14 protein-coding genes are annotated in these 16,457 nt (G+C 44.3%); 2 read left to right on the top strand and 12 right to left on the bottom strand.

What is annotated here, in order from left to right:
- Positions 1 to 25: 25 nt before the first annotated feature.
- From MKY24_RS12675 to MKY24_RS12650, 6 genes are all read right to left on the bottom strand, one after another.
- The gene (locus MKY24_RS12675; protein ID WP_339202167.1) at positions 26 to 1,876 is read right to left on the bottom strand and encodes an ABC transporter ATP-binding protein; all 1,851 of its coding nucleotides are present in this window, start codon (positions 1,874 to 1,876) and stop codon (positions 26 to 28) included.
- Entirely contained in the window at positions 1,869 to 3,632 is a 1,764-nt protein-coding gene (locus tag MKY24_RS12670; protein ID WP_023988614.1) for an ABC transporter ATP-binding protein, read from the bottom strand. Before MKY24_RS12670 ends, MKY24_RS12675 begins: the two co-directional genes overlap by 8 nt.
- Before the next feature lie 73 nt (positions 3,633 to 3,705).
- Complete coding sequence (locus MKY24_RS12665; protein ID WP_028541283.1) at positions 3,706 to 4,116, bottom strand: MarR family transcriptional regulator; 411 nt, start codon at positions 4,114 to 4,116, stop codon at positions 3,706 to 3,708.
- Positions 4,117 to 4,678: 562 nt separating this feature from the next.
- Positions 4,679 to 4,906: a hypothetical protein gene (locus tag MKY24_RS12660; protein ID WP_226887813.1), complete on the bottom strand. Its 228-nt coding sequence runs from the start codon at positions 4,904 to 4,906 to the stop codon at positions 4,679 to 4,681.
- Positions 4,907 to 4,914: 8 nt separating this feature from the next.
- Positions 4,915 to 6,138 (bottom strand): Ger(x)C family spore germination protein, encoded by a 1,224-nt coding sequence (locus MKY24_RS12655; RefSeq protein ID WP_339202164.1) that lies wholly within the window; start codon positions 6,136 to 6,138, stop codon positions 4,915 to 4,917.
- Positions 6,119 to 7,648, bottom strand: coding sequence for a spore germination protein (locus tag MKY24_RS12650; RefSeq protein WP_028541285.1), 1,530 nt, complete (start codon positions 7,646 to 7,648; stop codon positions 6,119 to 6,121). The genes MKY24_RS12655 and MKY24_RS12650 overlap by 20 nt, the downstream gene beginning before the upstream one ends.
- A 178-nt stretch (positions 7,649 to 7,826) precedes the next feature.
- On the opposite strand from MKY24_RS12650, the gene MKY24_RS12645 reads away from it, so the two are divergent.
- On the top strand, positions 7,827 to 8,939 hold the full coding sequence (locus MKY24_RS12645) for an endospore germination permease (RefSeq protein ID WP_023988609.1): 1,113 nt from the start codon (positions 7,827 to 7,829) through the stop codon (positions 8,937 to 8,939).
- Positions 8,940 to 9,102: 163 nt separating this feature from the next.
- Here the strand turns inward: MKY24_RS12645 and MKY24_RS12640 are convergent, their stop codons facing one another.
- The 4 genes from MKY24_RS12640 to MKY24_RS12625 all read right to left on the bottom strand — a co-directional run bounded on the left by MKY24_RS12640 (position 9,103) and on the right by MKY24_RS12625 (position 12,879).
- A complete protein-coding gene (locus MKY24_RS12640) occupies positions 9,103 to 9,774 on the bottom strand; it encodes a tRNA-dihydrouridine synthase (RefSeq protein WP_305953846.1) in 672 nt (223 codons plus the stop codon).
- On the bottom strand, positions 9,735 to 10,127 hold the full coding sequence (locus tag MKY24_RS12635) for a hypothetical protein (RefSeq protein WP_305953847.1): 393 nt from the start codon (positions 10,125 to 10,127) through the stop codon (positions 9,735 to 9,737). The genes MKY24_RS12640 and MKY24_RS12635 overlap by 40 nt, the downstream gene beginning before the upstream one ends.
- A 188-nt stretch (positions 10,128 to 10,315) precedes the next feature.
- On the bottom strand, positions 10,316 to 11,338 hold the full coding sequence (locus MKY24_RS12630; RefSeq protein ID WP_076294735.1) for an NADH:flavin oxidoreductase/NADH oxidase: 1,023 nt from the start codon (positions 11,336 to 11,338) through the stop codon (positions 10,316 to 10,318).
- A gap of 668 nt (positions 11,339 to 12,006) precedes the next feature.
- Positions 12,007 to 12,879, bottom strand: a complete 873-nt coding sequence (locus MKY24_RS12625) for a LysR family transcriptional regulator (RefSeq protein ID WP_023988606.1) — start codon at positions 12,877 to 12,879, stop codon at positions 12,007 to 12,009.
- Between the two features lie 111 nt (positions 12,880 to 12,990).
- Between MKY24_RS12625 and dapA the strand changes: the two genes are divergently transcribed.
- Positions 12,991 to 13,872 carry a 4-hydroxy-tetrahydrodipicolinate synthase gene (gene dapA, locus MKY24_RS12620; RefSeq protein WP_279833669.1) on the top strand — a complete coding sequence of 294 codons (882 nt, stop codon included), beginning with the start codon at positions 12,991 to 12,993 and terminating at the stop codon, positions 13,870 to 13,872.
- A 324-nt stretch (positions 13,873 to 14,196) separates the two neighbouring features.
- Here dapA and MKY24_RS12615 read toward each other — a convergent pair whose 3' ends face one another.
- Together MKY24_RS12615 and MKY24_RS12610 are read right to left on the bottom strand one after the other, a co-directional pair.
- Complete coding sequence (locus tag MKY24_RS12615; RefSeq protein WP_023988604.1) at positions 14,197 to 14,301, bottom strand: DUF6254 family protein; 105 nt, start codon at positions 14,299 to 14,301, stop codon at positions 14,197 to 14,199.
- Between the two features lie 530 nt (positions 14,302 to 14,831).
- Complete coding sequence (locus tag MKY24_RS12610; protein WP_339202315.1) at positions 14,832 to 15,884, bottom strand: glycosyl hydrolase; 1,053 nt, start codon at positions 15,882 to 15,884, stop codon at positions 14,832 to 14,834.
- Positions 15,885 to 16,457: the final 573 nt, after the last annotated feature.

Raw genomic sequence — 16,457 nt, 5'->3', positions numbered from 1 at the left:
TTATTATGTTTTCAAGCAGTTACTTTTAGGATGCATGTTCAAACTGACTGTTGTATAGATCAGCATAGAAGCCGCCTTTAGCCAGCAATTCCTCATGGTTACCCATTTCGATAATGTCACCATCCTTCATGACCAGAATCAGATCCGCATTCTTGATCGTCGAAAGTCGGTGAGCAATCACAAAGGAGGTTTTCCCCACAGTCAGCTGGTCCATCGCTTGTTGAATCAGCAATTCCGTACGCGTATCAACCGAGCTTGTGGCCTCATCCAGAATGAGCATGGGTGAATCTTCAATCATCGCTCTTGCAATGGTAATCAATTGCTTTTGACCGGCGGAGAGATTGGCTTTGTCGTCCAGCACTGTATCATAGCCCTGCGGCAGTGTTTTAATGAAGCTGTGCAGCCCCACCGCTCTACTAGCAGCTTCCACCTGCTCATCGGTAACATGATCTTTGGAAAAGACGATATTGTCACGAATCGTTCCTTCGAACAGCCAGGTATCCTGAAGCACCATACAGAATAATTCATGAATATTCTCACGCGTTAATTGACTAATCGGGGTTCCGTCAATGTAGATTTCTCCATCGTTCAGCTCATAAAACCGCATGAGCAAATTCACGAGCGTGGTCTTACCGGCGCCTGTCGGACCGACAATGGCAATTTTCTGACCAGCTTCAGCTTTCATGGAGAAGTCCTTGATAATCATACGGTCTGTATTATAGCCGAAACGGACATGTTTGAATTCGACATCCCCTTTGGCGGTGTCCAGCTTTATGGTCTTGTGACGCTCATCTGCCAATTCTTCTTCACCCAGAAATTCGAATACACGTTCACTGGCGGCAGCCGCCGACTGCAGATTGGTTGCGGCCTGTGCCAGCTGCGACAAGGGCTGTGTAAACAGACGAATATACACCATGAAGGCGACAATAGTTCCGATAGTTATAGTCTGTTGGTAGACCAGCAAAGCTCCCACGACACAAACCGCGACATAACCAAAATTTCCAATGAACATCATGACTGGCATCATCAGACCAGACATGAACTGGGACTTCCATGCATTTGTATATAGGCGGCTGTTAATGCCATGAAACACTTCCTTGGCTGCTTGTTCCCCGTTATATACCTTGACTACGTTATGACCAGCATAGGTTTCTTCGATATGACCGTTGATCTGGCCAAGCTCCGCTTGCTGTGCTACAAAGTATTTCTGTGAATGCTTCATAATCACGCTCATCAGGCAAAAGCCGATCAGCGTAGCTACAATTCCGGTAACGGTCATGATCCAGTTTGTATAAAGCATCATAATCAAGGCGCCCACAAAGGTAGCCAGTGCACCGACAAGCGTGCCGAGACTGTTGTTTAACGTTTGTCCGATGGTATCGACATCGTTGGTTACGCGGCTAAGCACATTACCGTAACTCGTAGAGTCAAAATACTTCAAAGGCATATGATCGATTTTTTGAGACAGCTCTGTCCGCATCTTCTTTGTAAGACGCTGTGAGACGGTTGCCGTAATGAAGCCCTGGAAATAGTTAAAGATAAGACCAAATCCATATAAAAGCGCCAATACAAGAACAATCTTCTGAACAGCACTTACATCAATCCCGGTTACGATTCCTTCCTGAATCAGGTTGGCAATATCACTGAGCTTATCCGGGCCAATCACGTTGAGGGTGGAGCCGACCAAGGCCAGTACCATAGCTAGTATAATCATAGGCACATAGGCCTTGATGTAGGATATAAGCTGTCTGATGGTCTTTTTAAAATTATTCGCTTTTTCACCAGCACCCTTGCCCCCCGCAGGGCCTTTACCCATGGGACCTCCCTGATTCATTTTCATTTGCTGGCTGTCGACGGTGTGTTCATTCTTATCCATGTATGAGTTCCTCCTTCGAAAGCTGCGAATATGCGATCTCCTGATAGGTGCTGCAGTTCGTCATCAGCTCTTCATGCGTGCCGCTCCCTACAATCTCTCCCTGGTCCAGCACGATAATCCGATCAGCGTCTTTGATCGTACCTATGCGCTGACCAACGATAAGTGTCGTAGCGTGGCCGGTTTCTTTTTTGAGAGCGGAGCGCAGAATCCGGTCTGTTCTGTAGTCTAGTGCCGAGAAGGAATCATCGAAAATATAAATCTCCGGCTGACGGTAGATGGCACGCGCAATGGACAGCCGCTGCTTTTGACCACCGGACACATTCGCTCCACCTTGCGAAATTCTACCCTGATATTGACCATCCATTTTTTCGACAAACTCCGTTCCTTGAGCAATACCAACGGCTTCTTTGACAAGTTTCTCCGAAGCTCCTGCTCTTCCGTTATCACCGTACGAAACGTTGGATACGACCGTACCGTTGAACAGTACAGCTCTCTGAGGAACATACCCGATTTTGTTATGGAGTGCCTGCTGATTATAGTTCCTGACATTCACACCGTCCACGAGTACCTCTCCCTCGGTCACATCATAGAAACGGGGAATCAGATTGATCACGCTGGTTTTGCCGCTGCCTGTAGCGCCAATAAAGGCAACCGTCTCGCCTCGTTTCGCCGTGAAGCTGATGTTGCGAAGCACGGCCTCCTCCGCGTCCGGATATTTGAAGCTGACATTACGGAATTCCACTTGCCCCATAACGCTCTCTTCTCCAGTCGTCTCATGCCCATTAACGATGCTGGATTCGGTATTCAAAACCTCCATGATCCGTTTGGCAGAGATCGAGGCGCGAGGCATCAGGATGAATATCATACTTACCATCATAAAGGCCATAACCACCTGCATTGCATAAGAGGAGAATACGACCATATTGGAGAACAGCGTGATGCGGTCTGGTACGGCCGCCCCGTTAATCAGGTAAGCGCCGATCCAATAGATAGAGACACTCAGACCTGACATAATAAAGGTCATACCTGGGCCAATCATCGTCATTAAACGGTTCGCAAACAGGTTTGTATTCGTCAACTCGACGTTAGCCTGCTCGAACTTCTCCTGCTGATACTGATCTGCATTATAAGCGCGTACTACCCGAAGTCCGATCAGATGCTCACGTGTTACCCTGTTCAGATTATCGGTGAGACGCTGGATTCTCTGGAAACTTGGAAGAGCGAAAACAACAATGACACTTAGCATCAGGATCAGAGCAGCCACGGCCGCTCCTGTGGAGGCGGTCCACTGCCAGTTTTTATCTGCAATCTTCACAATGGCCCACACGGCCAGAATCGGTGCCTTGATGATCACCTGCAGCCCCAGCGCAACCACCGTTTGAATCTGCGTAACATCGTTCGTGGAGCGGGTAATGAGGCTTGCCGTCGAAAAGTTGTTCATCTCTTCCATCGAAAAGGATAAGGTCTTGTCAAAGACCATCGCACGCAGACGCATAGCCAGCCCTGCAGCCACCTTTGCCGCGAAATAGCCCACAATAATAGATGCAATCATACTGCCGACGGCACAAAACAACATGTAACTGCCGGGAATCAGCAGTTCGGACACAGGCGTTCCTTCCGTTTGCAGCTTGGTCGTAATTTCCGCCATATAATCAGGTAGCTTCAGATCAAGCCATACCTGCACAACGATGAAGGCTAGGCTGCAAACCACAAGCATCCATTCATTTTTCTTGAGATATTTGAATATCTTTAGCATTCTGTTGCTCTCCTTTTATCTGATAGTCTTTGATGCTTGGTGAAGTATGGTGCATCCTGCTCTGCATAGAAATTCAGCTTCTAGAGACAATAAGCTTAATGAGTCGGATCAGTTCTTTGGCATCTTCTTCGTCTAACTTTCGAAGAACATTCTCGGTCCATGCGATTCCTTCATTATGCCTATCAATCATAAATTGCTTACCTGAATCCGTAATGAATACAATTACCTTACGTTTGTCGCTGACATCAGTACGCCGTACAACTAGTCCTTTCTTCTCCAGGCTCTTCAGTGCCGTTGCTACCCGTCCCGTACTGACGGACAAGTATTCGCTCAAGTGGCCAGAGGTAACCCCGTCCTTATTGAAATTCAGACAAATGAGAATCCCCATTTCGCCACGTGAAAAGTGCCCTCGTTCCTCTAATGCCGGTTTCCGCGATTTGACGATATACTCGAATAGTTCTGTCGCTAATGCTTTATAATCCAATGGTCACAACACCTTCTCGCTAATACCTTATAGTATGAGATAATTAATCTTATAGTATAAGATAATAATAATGTCGGGTTATAAAGTCAATTAGAGAAAATATGGAATACAAAAAATTCTCCGTAACCAGCTTGTATTTTTACCAATTTTTCTACACAAAAGTCCAATGGAAATGACAAAAGAAAACTTGAGGAGCAGTTTGCAGCAGATATGGAGAAATCTCATGAATCTTGAAAAAGACCGCATCAGTACGGCTCAAATAATATTACTTGGGCTTTTCTCACTTATCGGGGATATGTAAGAGACTGCTTCTAAAAGTAAAGCAGCAGCTCACTAGGACTTGAAAAATAAAGTCTTAGACTGCTGCTGCTTTTACCAACATTCACTTCTACTATTAAAATCAAAGATACTACTACTATTTTTAAAAGCATTTCCTGATAGCAGCATTTCGCTGTTCAAGCAACCATCTCCCGCCACTCAACTGTGACCCATGATATCAACAAGATCAAACTATTAGGAACGGAGCGCTTTCCGAGGTACAAAAGGTGAATTTCCTTACAACCTAATAAAACCAGGATGTAAACAGATTGTTAACCGGTTTATAGATCATCATGACCAGAAGCAATGGGCTCGGCACATTGATTTTGTACAAGGAGCAGACCACTACACCAATGCCCGTGATCCAAAACAAGCCCCAGACCAGAAGGTCACGGCGCCTGCTTCCTCGTGTCAGCAAAGGCACATCGATGACCGCACAAACCGCTGCTGTTGCCAGAAAAAGCAGTAACACTATTGCGCTCACTCCTTGATATCTTCAATAAAAGATTTGTCTGTAATACCAATTCGGTTAATCGACACGCTGGCTTTGTAATGGATAGGTAGCGATTTTAGGTAATTGTCCCCTTTTTTCTGTTGTAGCCTAGCCCAAGCTTGGGGGTTGGCACGGTAGATCAACTGTCCAAAGCCCATAATATCCACATTATAGCGCTCATTAATTTGCTTAACTGCAGTTTTCATCCGCAAGATAATTCGTTCTTCCGATTTCCTTTCCAGCCCTGTAATCACGCGCTCTGCTTCCAGATTATCTTTGCTCATTACCTCTTCAACATTACACAAGGCCTTTACATGGATGTAAATATGTGGTTCACCGTCAATCATCTTGACTTTACGTTTGGTGTCTGTATGAAGTGCTTCAATGACGATGGGTCGTCCGTCGTCTCCTATTACAGAACCTGAGCTTTTGACAACGTTATTGGTGATATAATTGTAGCCAATCGTCTCGTTATCGCTTAACCACCCGATCATCTTATCCTTCCGAAATACGGCTATATTACTGTACTGTAATTTGGCTGTGGGCGAGCTATCTTCCACATTGCTCTTCTTTTCGCCCTCACTAACACTGCCGGACATCTTCACTCCGGTTAGCACCGGATTCTTCCCCTCGTACAACAAATCTTCAATAAATTGGTTCAAAGAAACAGCGACTGTTTTGCCCGATGTCTTATAAGATTTGTCCAGGGAATTATATAATTTACTTGCCGGCAATCTCTCTAGCGGGGTAAGGACCTTCAGAACATCTTCGGCAGTGGTGTCTTTGGCGACCATGGCATAGTAATCATTACGCGGCTCTCGGCTCCGCTTCATCATATCAAGTGCCTCGCTAATTCCTGCCCGGGCAAGCTCCTCTCCAATCACCAGTATACGGATATGTCCATAGTAGCCGGCTCTCGCACTTTCCAGACTGTACTTGCGCTGGGCTTCATAAATCGTTGGGACCGTAAAGGTAGATACAATCACTGGCACCCCGGCACCTCCCGTCCCTCCCGCCGCCTGCGAGGCAATTGCTGAAGGAATAACCACCTGCAGTGTAACCTTATAGCCAGATTCAGCCTTATCTAGCCCCATTCCCAGCACAAAGGCCATTTCATTTAACTCCTGTCTTTCCCAGCACCCGCTGAGCAGCATAGGGACCAAAAGGGTAAGCAGCAGTCGCGAAACAGTTTTACGGTTTTTTGGGCTCATCTGCCGACTCCTTTTGCTTGGTTGTGCTTTGACGGTCAAGATTTTGAATCATACTTTCTGCCGGCCTTGTCTTTAAACGCGGCCAGGTAAAGCGGAAGATGGAATCCTTCAGATCATTTGAACGGTATGGACCGATCGGACTCATATAGGGCATGCCAAAAGAACGCAGACTCGCCAAATGCAGCACGATTAAAAAGATACCGAATAGTATTCCGTATAGTCCAATAAAGCCAGCTAGTCCGATAAGAACAAAGCGAATGATTCTTGCAGCGATCGACATGCCCGTCTCTGGTATCACAAAACTGGATATGGCCGTAATGGATACAATGATAACCATTGCTGATGAGATAAAGCCCGCGGCAACCGCCGCCTGTCCTATTACAAGTGTTCCAACAATGGATATCGCCTGCCCTATATTTTTTGGAATCCTCACTCCCGCCTCCCGCAAAATCTCATACGTTAATTCCATGAGTACTGCCTCCACAAATGCAGGAAAAGGAACGCTTTCTCTCTGTGCGGCAAGGCTGATAACCAGATTGGTAGGGATCATCTCCTGATGATAAGTCGTAACCGCCACATAAAATGAAGGCGCAAGCAACGTAATGAAAAAGGAAAGAAAACGGATGAACCGTAGCAAGGTGGCAATATCGGCCCGCTGATAATAATCTTCGGCAGATTGAAAAAAAGCGACAAAAAAGGTAGGCACCAACAGGACAAAGGGGGTTCCATCCACAAGAATCGCCACTTTGCCTTCCAGGATTCCCGCTGCGATAGTATCCGGCCGGTCGCTGTTATAGATCGTGGGGAACGGCGTAGCAGCCGTATCTTGAATAAACTCCTCAATATATCCGCTCTCCAGGATACTGTCCGTATCTATTTTGGCCAATCTGCGCTTCACCTCCTGCACCAGGTCAGGATTAGCGATGTTGGCGAGATACATAATGGATACACTGGTTTGAGTCACCTTACCAATTTGGAAGGTTTCTAGCCATAGCTGGCTATCTTTAATTTTCCTTCGAATCAGCGCCGTGTTTGTCCGCATATTTTCCGTGAACCCTTCCATCGGCCCACGTACAACTGATTGTGAGCTTGGTTCGCCTACATTGCGGTCCTCCCATCCAGGCAGTCCGATCCGTAGGGCGCTGGATGTTCCGTCAACCAGCACCATGATATTACCGGATAACAGCTCATGAACAAATTGCCCAAGGTCATGCGTGACGGATAGATCCCCCGCAATCAGCATACGTTTTCGCAAAAGCTCAATCTTCTGATTAGCATCAAGATCTCTCATTTGGTCAGGGGTACAACGTTCCTGAAGCGAAAATAATATGGAATTATGCAGAACCTGTGTATCCACAAGACCATCAATATAAAGCAAAGCGATATGCGTAGACTCATCCAATTCCAGCTTTTTAGTGATCAAATCGGTGCTTGTCCCGAGCAGTTGAACCAACTGCACCAAATTGTCCTCCAAGCGGTGTGATAATGTGCCAGTAATTGTATCCTTCATGTCACAACCTCCGCATTCCGTGAGCAAACTACAAATAGTATGACAGAAGAACTTGATAATTATCCCCTTAACATTCCTTTTCGACTATCAATTAATAATTATGTTATAAAATCACATACTAAAGGAAATGACAAAAGAAAACTTGAGGGGCAGTTTGCAGCAGATTTGGAGGAATCTCATGAATCTTGAAAAAGACCGGATCAGTACGGCTCAAATGATGTTACTTGGACTTTTCTCGCTAATCGGGGAAATGGCACTTGTGTATCCTGCAGCAATGGCAACCGGAGCCCACGAGGATGCGTGGATTGCCGCCTTGATTAGTATTCCGCTAGGACTTGCATGCGTAAAGCTGATGATATCTACATCAAATATTGATCCAACTAAAACGATTATTGAGCTTTCATTACAAGTATTAGGAAAATGGGTGGGTGGAGCTGTAGCATTGAGTTATTTATTCTTTTTCCTGATTGCAGCCTCCACCTATATCAGAGAAATCGAAGATTTCATGTGCACACAGATTTACGAAGGGACACCCGGCGGGGTCATTCGCTTCATGGCGATTTTTCTGTTGGTGTATGGCTTGCGGCTGGGTCTTGAAACGCTGGGCAGAGCAGCCCAGATTTTTTTTCCTTTCTTTGCGTTTTTTCTGATTTGCCTAATCGTTCTCCTGTTCCCCGATGTCAAGATGGAGCGTATCCATCCTATTTTGAATACATCGTTTCCTGACATGCTGCACACCATTATGTTCGGTGTATTTTATCCCTTTGGAGAAATGTGCGTGTTCTTCATGGTGTATCCCTATGTCCAAAAACAAAGCAATACGAGCCGCAATATATTCATTTCTTTGTTGATCGGAGCTGTTGGACTCAACCTCATTTTGTTTCTCTCCCTAACAGTACTCGGGGCATATTTCTCAGAACACGAATTTTACGCTGCCTATATTCTTGCCCAGAGAATCAACATTGCCAATTTTTTGCAGCGGATTGAGGCTTTAATGGCCACCACGTGGATCATTAGCACCTATTTCAAAACAGCGCTTTTCTTTTACGCATTTGTTTTGGGGACAGCTCAGCTACTAAAGCTAAAATCCTATCGGCCATTGATCTTTCCAGTGGCATTTCTGATTTACGGACTGTCGCATCTGATTGCAAAAAATATTATTTTCTACGTCAAGGAGATCCCCGCCTACTGGGTAGATTGGGATTTCACCCATGCCATCGCTTTCCCGTTAATCCTGCTCGTTGTTTATCATATCAGGAAACGTATCAGTCACAACAACCAGCTAACGTAACTTTCGGGGCATATTCGGCAATCTTACGCACTTCTCCCTCCACAATTGCAAACCTTCTTCCATCTTCCATGCTCTCCGTGATCGCAGAGTTCATTCAATTAGACCTTTTGTAGAGTACCTTGATAGAGTACTTTACAGAAGGTCTAAAGGACGTACTTTTTTCTTAATCGACCAATTCAAAGTCCTTTATCGTTGCATTCGGTCTTAAAATCTTTTCCTGGTCAAATATAGCTAGCAGTTCATCATTTTTAACTTTGACAGGCCAATTATGATTAGCAAGAGCTCCTTTGCCCAAAGTAATAATATCGGCTGTACAATGTTCGACCATCTGACTTGCTTTAGATGGGTCTTCCAGGTGTCCATTAGCCATCACTGTAATGTTTCCATACTTCTTGGCAAGCTCAGCAAGAGATTGTCTACTACTGTCTGGAAAGGCTGGTTGCCAAGCCTCATATTCCGTGACATGGATATAATCAAGCCCCGACTGTCCTAACTGTTGGAAAATCACTTTTGCCTCTTCTTCTTTACCAGCCCACTTATGCTCATAATCATTTACTTTCCCTTGGGAGATTCGAATCCCAACTATAAAGTTTTCTCCTACGGCTTGCCGAACTGCACTCGATACGTCAACCAATAAACGAACACGATTGCTGAGGGAACCTCCGTATTCATCCGTTCCCTGGTTTGTATAGTCCGTAAGAAACTCATCCAGTAAATAACCATTTGCACCGTGAATTTCTACGCCGTCAAATCCAGCTGATTTGGCACGAACAGCAGCATTCACAAATCCCTGAATTACGTTTTCAATATCTTTCTTCGTTGCTTCCACAGGCATCGGAAAAGCTCCTTCACCGCCATAAAACGCAAGTTGCCTCCTTGTGGTTGCACTGCTGATGGAGTCAATATATTTGATTCGAATCGGTTACCTTGAGATAAAGCACTCGCGTGTTCTAACTGAACAATAATTGCTCCGCCAGCCTTATGAACAGCTTCCACCACCTTTTCCCACGATTTAGCCTGTTCGTCAGTGGCCATCCCGGGCTGGTTGAAATAACACTGACTAAACAGCTCATCTGTATAGGTTCCCTCAACAATAATCAAACCAAATCCGCCATGTGCAAATGAAGCATAGTATTGTGCCATTTGATCCGTTGCAAAGCCTTCTGGAGAAGCACTCGTGCGTGTCATAGGTGCAACACCTAATCGATTTTTCAGCACTATATTTCCTATTTTTGTAGTTTCGAACAATATGCTTGTGTTAGGAACTATCCAAGAACCTCCTGATGTTTTTAGTTCTACAAAATTAAATCGTCCAATCTTCCGTCCCGAATTTTGCTGACCCAAGCAGGATCAACCAATAATGCATACAGTCGATCTTAGAACCCTGTAGTATACTGTGTAGGGATTGCAGTTTCTTTTTTCAATTTTGAAGCGGCTTCCAGTGACCAATAAGGATTTCTCAACATCCCTCTACCCACAGCAACCAGATCGGCCTCTTCATTTCCGATAACTGCATTCGCCAAAATTGGATCTTCTAGTCTTCCAACGGCCATCACCGGAATATCCAGAGCTTCTTTGATTTCTTTTGCCAAGGGGACTTGATACGCTGCGTGAGTTCCTGGTCTGCCCCATGCAGCTATAGGTCCCTCACCGCCAGATGAAATATCAAACATATCTACTCCTGCCTTTTGATATTCCTTGGCAAAAGCAATGCTTTCCTTAATACCATATCCACCTTCTACGTATTCTTTGGCAGAAATACGCATCAAGAGCGGCATATCTTCCGGCATCTCGCCCTTCGCTGCCTGAATGATCTCCCGACCAAAAAGGGTAAGGTCTTTACCGTATCTATCTTCCCGTTTGTTCGTAAGCGGCGAATGAAATTGATGAATCAAATAGCCATGTGCACCATGAATTTCAATGGTGTCGAATCCAGCCTTGACAGCGCGAGCTACAGCAGCACGAAATTTCTCGACTAGTCCTTTAACCTCTTCTGTTGTAAGCGCGCGAGGTTGTTTTGAATTTTCATCAAATGCAATGGCAGATGGCGCTACAGGAACTTCAGCATCTTCCGCCTTGCGTCCGGCATGCGCGATCTGGATTCCCACTTTGGCACCGTAGCTGTGACAAGCATCTACAATCCGTTTGAGAGCAGGAATCTGCTCATCTGACCATAAACCAAGATCAAAATCGGAGATACGACCATCCGGCTCTACATCTGTCATTTCAATCATGATAAAACCAGCTCCGCCTACCGCTCGGCTAACGTAGTGTATATAATGCCAATCTGTGGCGACCCCATCCTTTTTGTCAACCGAATATTGGCACATTGGAGGCATAACTACGCGATTTTTCAATTCCAAACCTTTAATTGTATAGGGACTAAATAAATCTTTCATGTGAGAAAGACTCCTCTCTGAGTTATATTATGAATACATCAATCAAATGCATGCACAAGCATATATATTAACATGTTTGTTTCATTTGTCAACTTTAGGTATGATTTCAAAACTTCAAAGTAAAATACGCCATTTACTCGTTGGTCCTCATCTTCAGATTTTTTGCAATGCATCAACAACTGAATCGTCACCAGTAATCAGATCAAAAGCTCGCTTGTATGTGTTCTTCTCATCTAAAGCTGCCACAATGGCACGGGCTACATCCTCACGAGGGATACTGCCATAGGTGATATTCTCCGCAGCAGCCTGCGCAATTAATTAATGTATCTGCACGGCCCAAATGGTCTATGGTGAAATTCACCAATGACTGAACTTCTGCATTGACATCTTGTTCTAATTAAATATTAAGTAACCGAATGGTTTAGCACATTACCAAATTAAAAAACATGCGCATGCATTTAATTTAGTGAAAAAATTACTTGCTGTCAAGTTTTGAATGCAAATATGGATTGCTTATTTTTCAAAAAAATACGTGGATGATTTGAATAAACTTTGCTTTCTCTTTTCATTCTAAGTTCTCATCCTTTTCGGCACGTTAAACTGTGAGCGCTTCTGGTATCCACTAGGAAGCGCTCGTACTGTATATTAATTTTGATGTGGAGGTAAATCTACATTCTCATGCTCTCCATAAAAAAGCTCAATGCATTGGACACCCACTTCTTGGGATGAAGAACAAGCTGAATTTCCAGCTTGAGCTCGGCATGCTCAAAGGGTAACACCTTTAGCTCTTCCCGTTCAATCTCCTCCAGCGCAGCCATTAGAGGTAGAATGGATATACCCTCTCCAGTTTTGATGCTCCGTTTGATCGCTTCCGGATTACCCAGCTCCAGGCTCACGCGATAGGTGATTCCATTTGCTCGAAGCACTCTCTCCAACAGTTGTCTGTAGTTGCACGTATGCTCGGGCATAATCCACTCCGCATCTACCAGATCATCCAGGCTGATTCGCTCTTTAGCGATAAGCGGATGGTTTGGATGGACAATCAGCACAAGCGGTTCTTCTCGAATCGTAATCCACTGCAAGGCCGGATTGCTTGAATCGTCCGCGAGGATCAGCCCGACATCGGCCTCCCCTTCCCTGACCTGGTGCAAAATCATCTCTTCGCGATCCGTATGCAATCGTATGTTCAGATCAGGGTATTCTTTGCGAGTCGCCTGCATATACGGCGGCAGAAAATACGAAGCGATGGAATCCATAGTACCGATCGTCATGGAGCCCCCACCCTGCTTAGCCAATTTTTCTTTCGATTGCTCAAAAAGCTCCAGCATTTGTCCGGCAAGCTTGAATAGCTCTTCCCCGGCGGAGGTAAGACGAATCTTGTTGTTGCTGTAGCGCTCGAACAATTTGACTTGATACGTTTTCTCCAGCTTTTGAATCTGGGTCGTGACGCTGGATTGTGCGTAACCGAGCACTTCTGCTGCTCTTGTAAAGCTTTCACGAATGGCAACTTCCCGAAATGTTTGAAGATAAATGAAATCCAATCTGGCCACCCCATCGGAAATTTTGATTAGAATCATCGTTTATTATAGATAACTCTGATGCTGTCTCCTATGTTACATTAGATTTAATTCAACGGGAAGGGATAACTGATGATGATGAACGAACAACATATTCATGGGATTTTCATACCGCTGATTACACCTTTTACGCGTGACTATAAGTTGGACATCGATTCGTACCGGAAGTATGTTACCTATCTTGCAGGCCATGACATCCAGGGTCTGGTCGTTAACGGTACGACAGGAGAGTCGCCAACCGTATCCTGGGATGAAGTGAAGCAAATGGTTCAGGTGACGCAGGATGTTTTGAAGAGCATGAACAAAAACATTCCGATCGTCATTGGCACGGGAACGAACGATACTTATTCAACGGTGCATCGGACGGAAATGGCGGCTGAATTAGGAGCGGATGCAGCCATGGTGGTCACTCCGTATTACAACCGGCCGACGCAGGAAGGAATCTTGGAGCATTTCCGTGTCGTATCTCGTGTAGGCCTGCCTGTGCTTGTATATGAGATTCCTGTTCGCACGGGCAGTCGCATGACAATAGATACAATACGCAAAGTGCTGGACCTGGATGGCGTAATTGGGCTCAAGGACAGCACGGGCGGTCTTGATCTGCTTTTAAAATTGACCCAGTACGAGACCAAACCTGTCCTCTGCGGAGAGGATGCCTATTTCCATGCCATGCTATGCCAGGGAGCTGCCGGCGGTATGCTTGCATCCGCTCATCTCAATATCCAGAAGTATGTGGATATATACCAACGTTTTGTGGCTGGCGACATGAACGGGTCGCGAGACAATTTCATGCTACTGGAATCGGTGATCCAGCATGTATTTGCAGAGCCAGCCCCGGCCGCGATCAAGTGGTGGCTTACCCAGCAAGAGATTATTGCCGCCGAGCAATTGCGTCTGCCACTTATGCCACTGTCGGATCAGGTGAAGCAGGGTCTCCTGAATTCAATCGTATCCTGATAAATCAGCTTATCTCAGACTACCCAATCATAACGTAGAAGAAGCATCTCCTGGACAGGAGATGCTTCAATTTTTAGCCGGAACTGACAACCTTCAGAAAAACGAATTTAAGAAGATACTCTCTATGGTAGAACGCTGTATCGGTGTTTTCATCCTAATGAGGTCCGCAATCTGAAAAGCTTACAAGCAATAGCTAGATGGTTGTTAGTAAATCCAGTTGCAGCATTAAGGGAATTCTTTATGTAAGCGAAATTATTGCAAAAAGAAGGCGGCCGGTGAATTTCACCGACAGTCCTTCTCTTCCAAGCAGTATACTCCTCACTCCTATTCGCTGGACAGCTCCTTGAGCGATTTGACTTTACCATGGGGATGCTGTTCTTGCTTTCGTGACTTCCAGGCTGCTTCTTTCCTTTTCTTCTGGTGAGCCATAACAGATATCCTCCTTTGGAAATTGTGATGTATACTACTTTCTTAAGTTGTCATTTCTCAGCTCTGTTCATTCATAAAACTAAATTCGTTGGATTTTTGTAATAATTCAGGGGTTCCAAACCGTTTCAAAGGAATAGCTGGGAGCATGGCTTCATGTATTCTGGGTTTGCTGGAGATTGCATTAATTGAGCAAACGGCGCTAACTCAAGCGCTGCACTGGGAACAATTTTTAAAAAAACAGCCGATTTCTCCTTAACATACTAGAAATCGGCCTTTGCCTTCCGAAAAGAGGATTTAGTACATATAATACAACACAAATAATCAGAAATATCGGTGATGCGCCCGAAAGATTGGAAGGTGTGTAAGAAGGCTACTTATCGGCTGAACCGCTAGTTTCCGAGAAATAGTTATGTAAGTGATATAAAAATTCATACATTAGCTGTTATTGTAACTCCCTAAAGGACATGTTTTTTAAGAGACTATGAAGAACTTGCATTCTTCATGGTCCTGTTTAATGAACTAATGATCAATTATTCAGCAAATGATGCAAGTGAACTGCCTTCCCACATTTCCCCCTTATTCAGTGTCCAACCATCATTATAAAGATTGTAGGCACCTTTATTAGCTGCGGGGCTCCATCCCTCATCCCAAGCTAAGAAATAAATGGTTTTCGGATATTTTTCTTTGATGGCATTGATAAATAAAGAATAATCCATACTACCATTGGTTGCCTGCGGACCGACTTCTGTGAAAGCAAAAGGCTTATCAAGAGCTGTTAGCTCGTCATATCCTTGAATCGAATAAGGATCTGAGAAATAAGCGTCTAATCCAACAATATCAACATATGAAGATCCAGGGTAAAAGTCTGTCTTAAAGTTTCGGTTGGCGTCTGGTGCGTATACCCATATCAGGTTGTCCAATCCTCTTGTATCGGTCATATAATGATAGACTTTTTTATAAAGCTGTTTATATAAAGTGATACGTTCGCTATCCTCTTGGTTATAGTCGGTGAGTCCCCACCAGAACCATTCTCCATTCATTTCGTGAAGAGGTCTGAAAAGAACAGGAACACCTTCATCTTCTAACTGCTGAAGGCCAACGGCAATTTTGCTTAACATAGCGTCTAATCGCTGGCCCTCTTCAGTTGATGAGTCTAGGATTCTTTCATACTGACTGTTTGAGATTGGGGTTTTATAATTTCCAGAGTTAAACGCAGGGTTAGCCAGATGCATACTGATCTGAGGTATACCTCCGTTCTTCCAATGAGAGATTAAATCGGTGTTACAACTATAATCGATCGAATCGGCAATATTAGAAGTCTCCATCCATCCTCTTGAATAATCACAGCCATACACGGCAGGGGACTGTCCTGTTGCATTTTCAATTCGATTAGCTTCGGTCATAGAAAATGACGCATTTGTGTACCCGCCGAATGCTCCTGACACTACGCGATTTTCCGATGACAGTTTAGCGAGCCAGTTCATCACTTCCTTGGTTGTGGCTTGTCCATTAGGATTCACCGTATGTGCAGATGCTGTCTGTGAGAAAGTCGAAGCGATTAACAGAATCCCCAATATTCTTATGTACCACCTCTTCTCTAAAGGAACGACTGGTCGATTTTTACCATCGTATTCATTTAATTGATTTCACTGTGATATTTCTCCCTATGACACTTCTGATTGCAAGCTACATTATTTTTCATTCTAGCGAGTTGATACCAACTCCTTATAAAAATTTGATTTTTACGAATAAAAGCACCTCAATTATATCGACCTCAAATGAATAGATTAAAATAGTTCTAAAAGAGTAAAAATAGTTCTTATAACAACTATCATTCAACTTCACAAAGAATGTTAGAGATAAGAATATGCTTAAAGTAATATTTTCCTTTTCATTCTTATGAAAATATTCTTTTCAAATTATTGTTATTATGTGCTATATAGAAGACTTTATGCCCGCACATTTGACACGCCATGTTATAAAAATCAAAAGAAATAAATAGCGGCTAACCAACGTCTATCAAAATAAGTTGATTACATCTGAAGGCTTAGCGTAGATTTTCGCTAAAACAAAAAAGCCGCCAAAATGGCGACTTCTTATGCGTATATGTTGTTGTCTCTCCTTGCAGTGCTGAAGTCTGCACCTGTGTTCGATAA

Origin of the sequence: Paenibacillus sp. FSL P2-0322 (assembly GCF_037975315.1) — a bacterium.
Taxonomy (GTDB): Bacteria; Bacillota; Bacilli; order Paenibacillales; family Paenibacillaceae; genus Paenibacillus; species Paenibacillus polymyxa_B.
The sequence above is the reverse complement of the archived record's forward strand: the minus strand, read 5'-3'. Positions and strand labels throughout refer to the sequence as shown.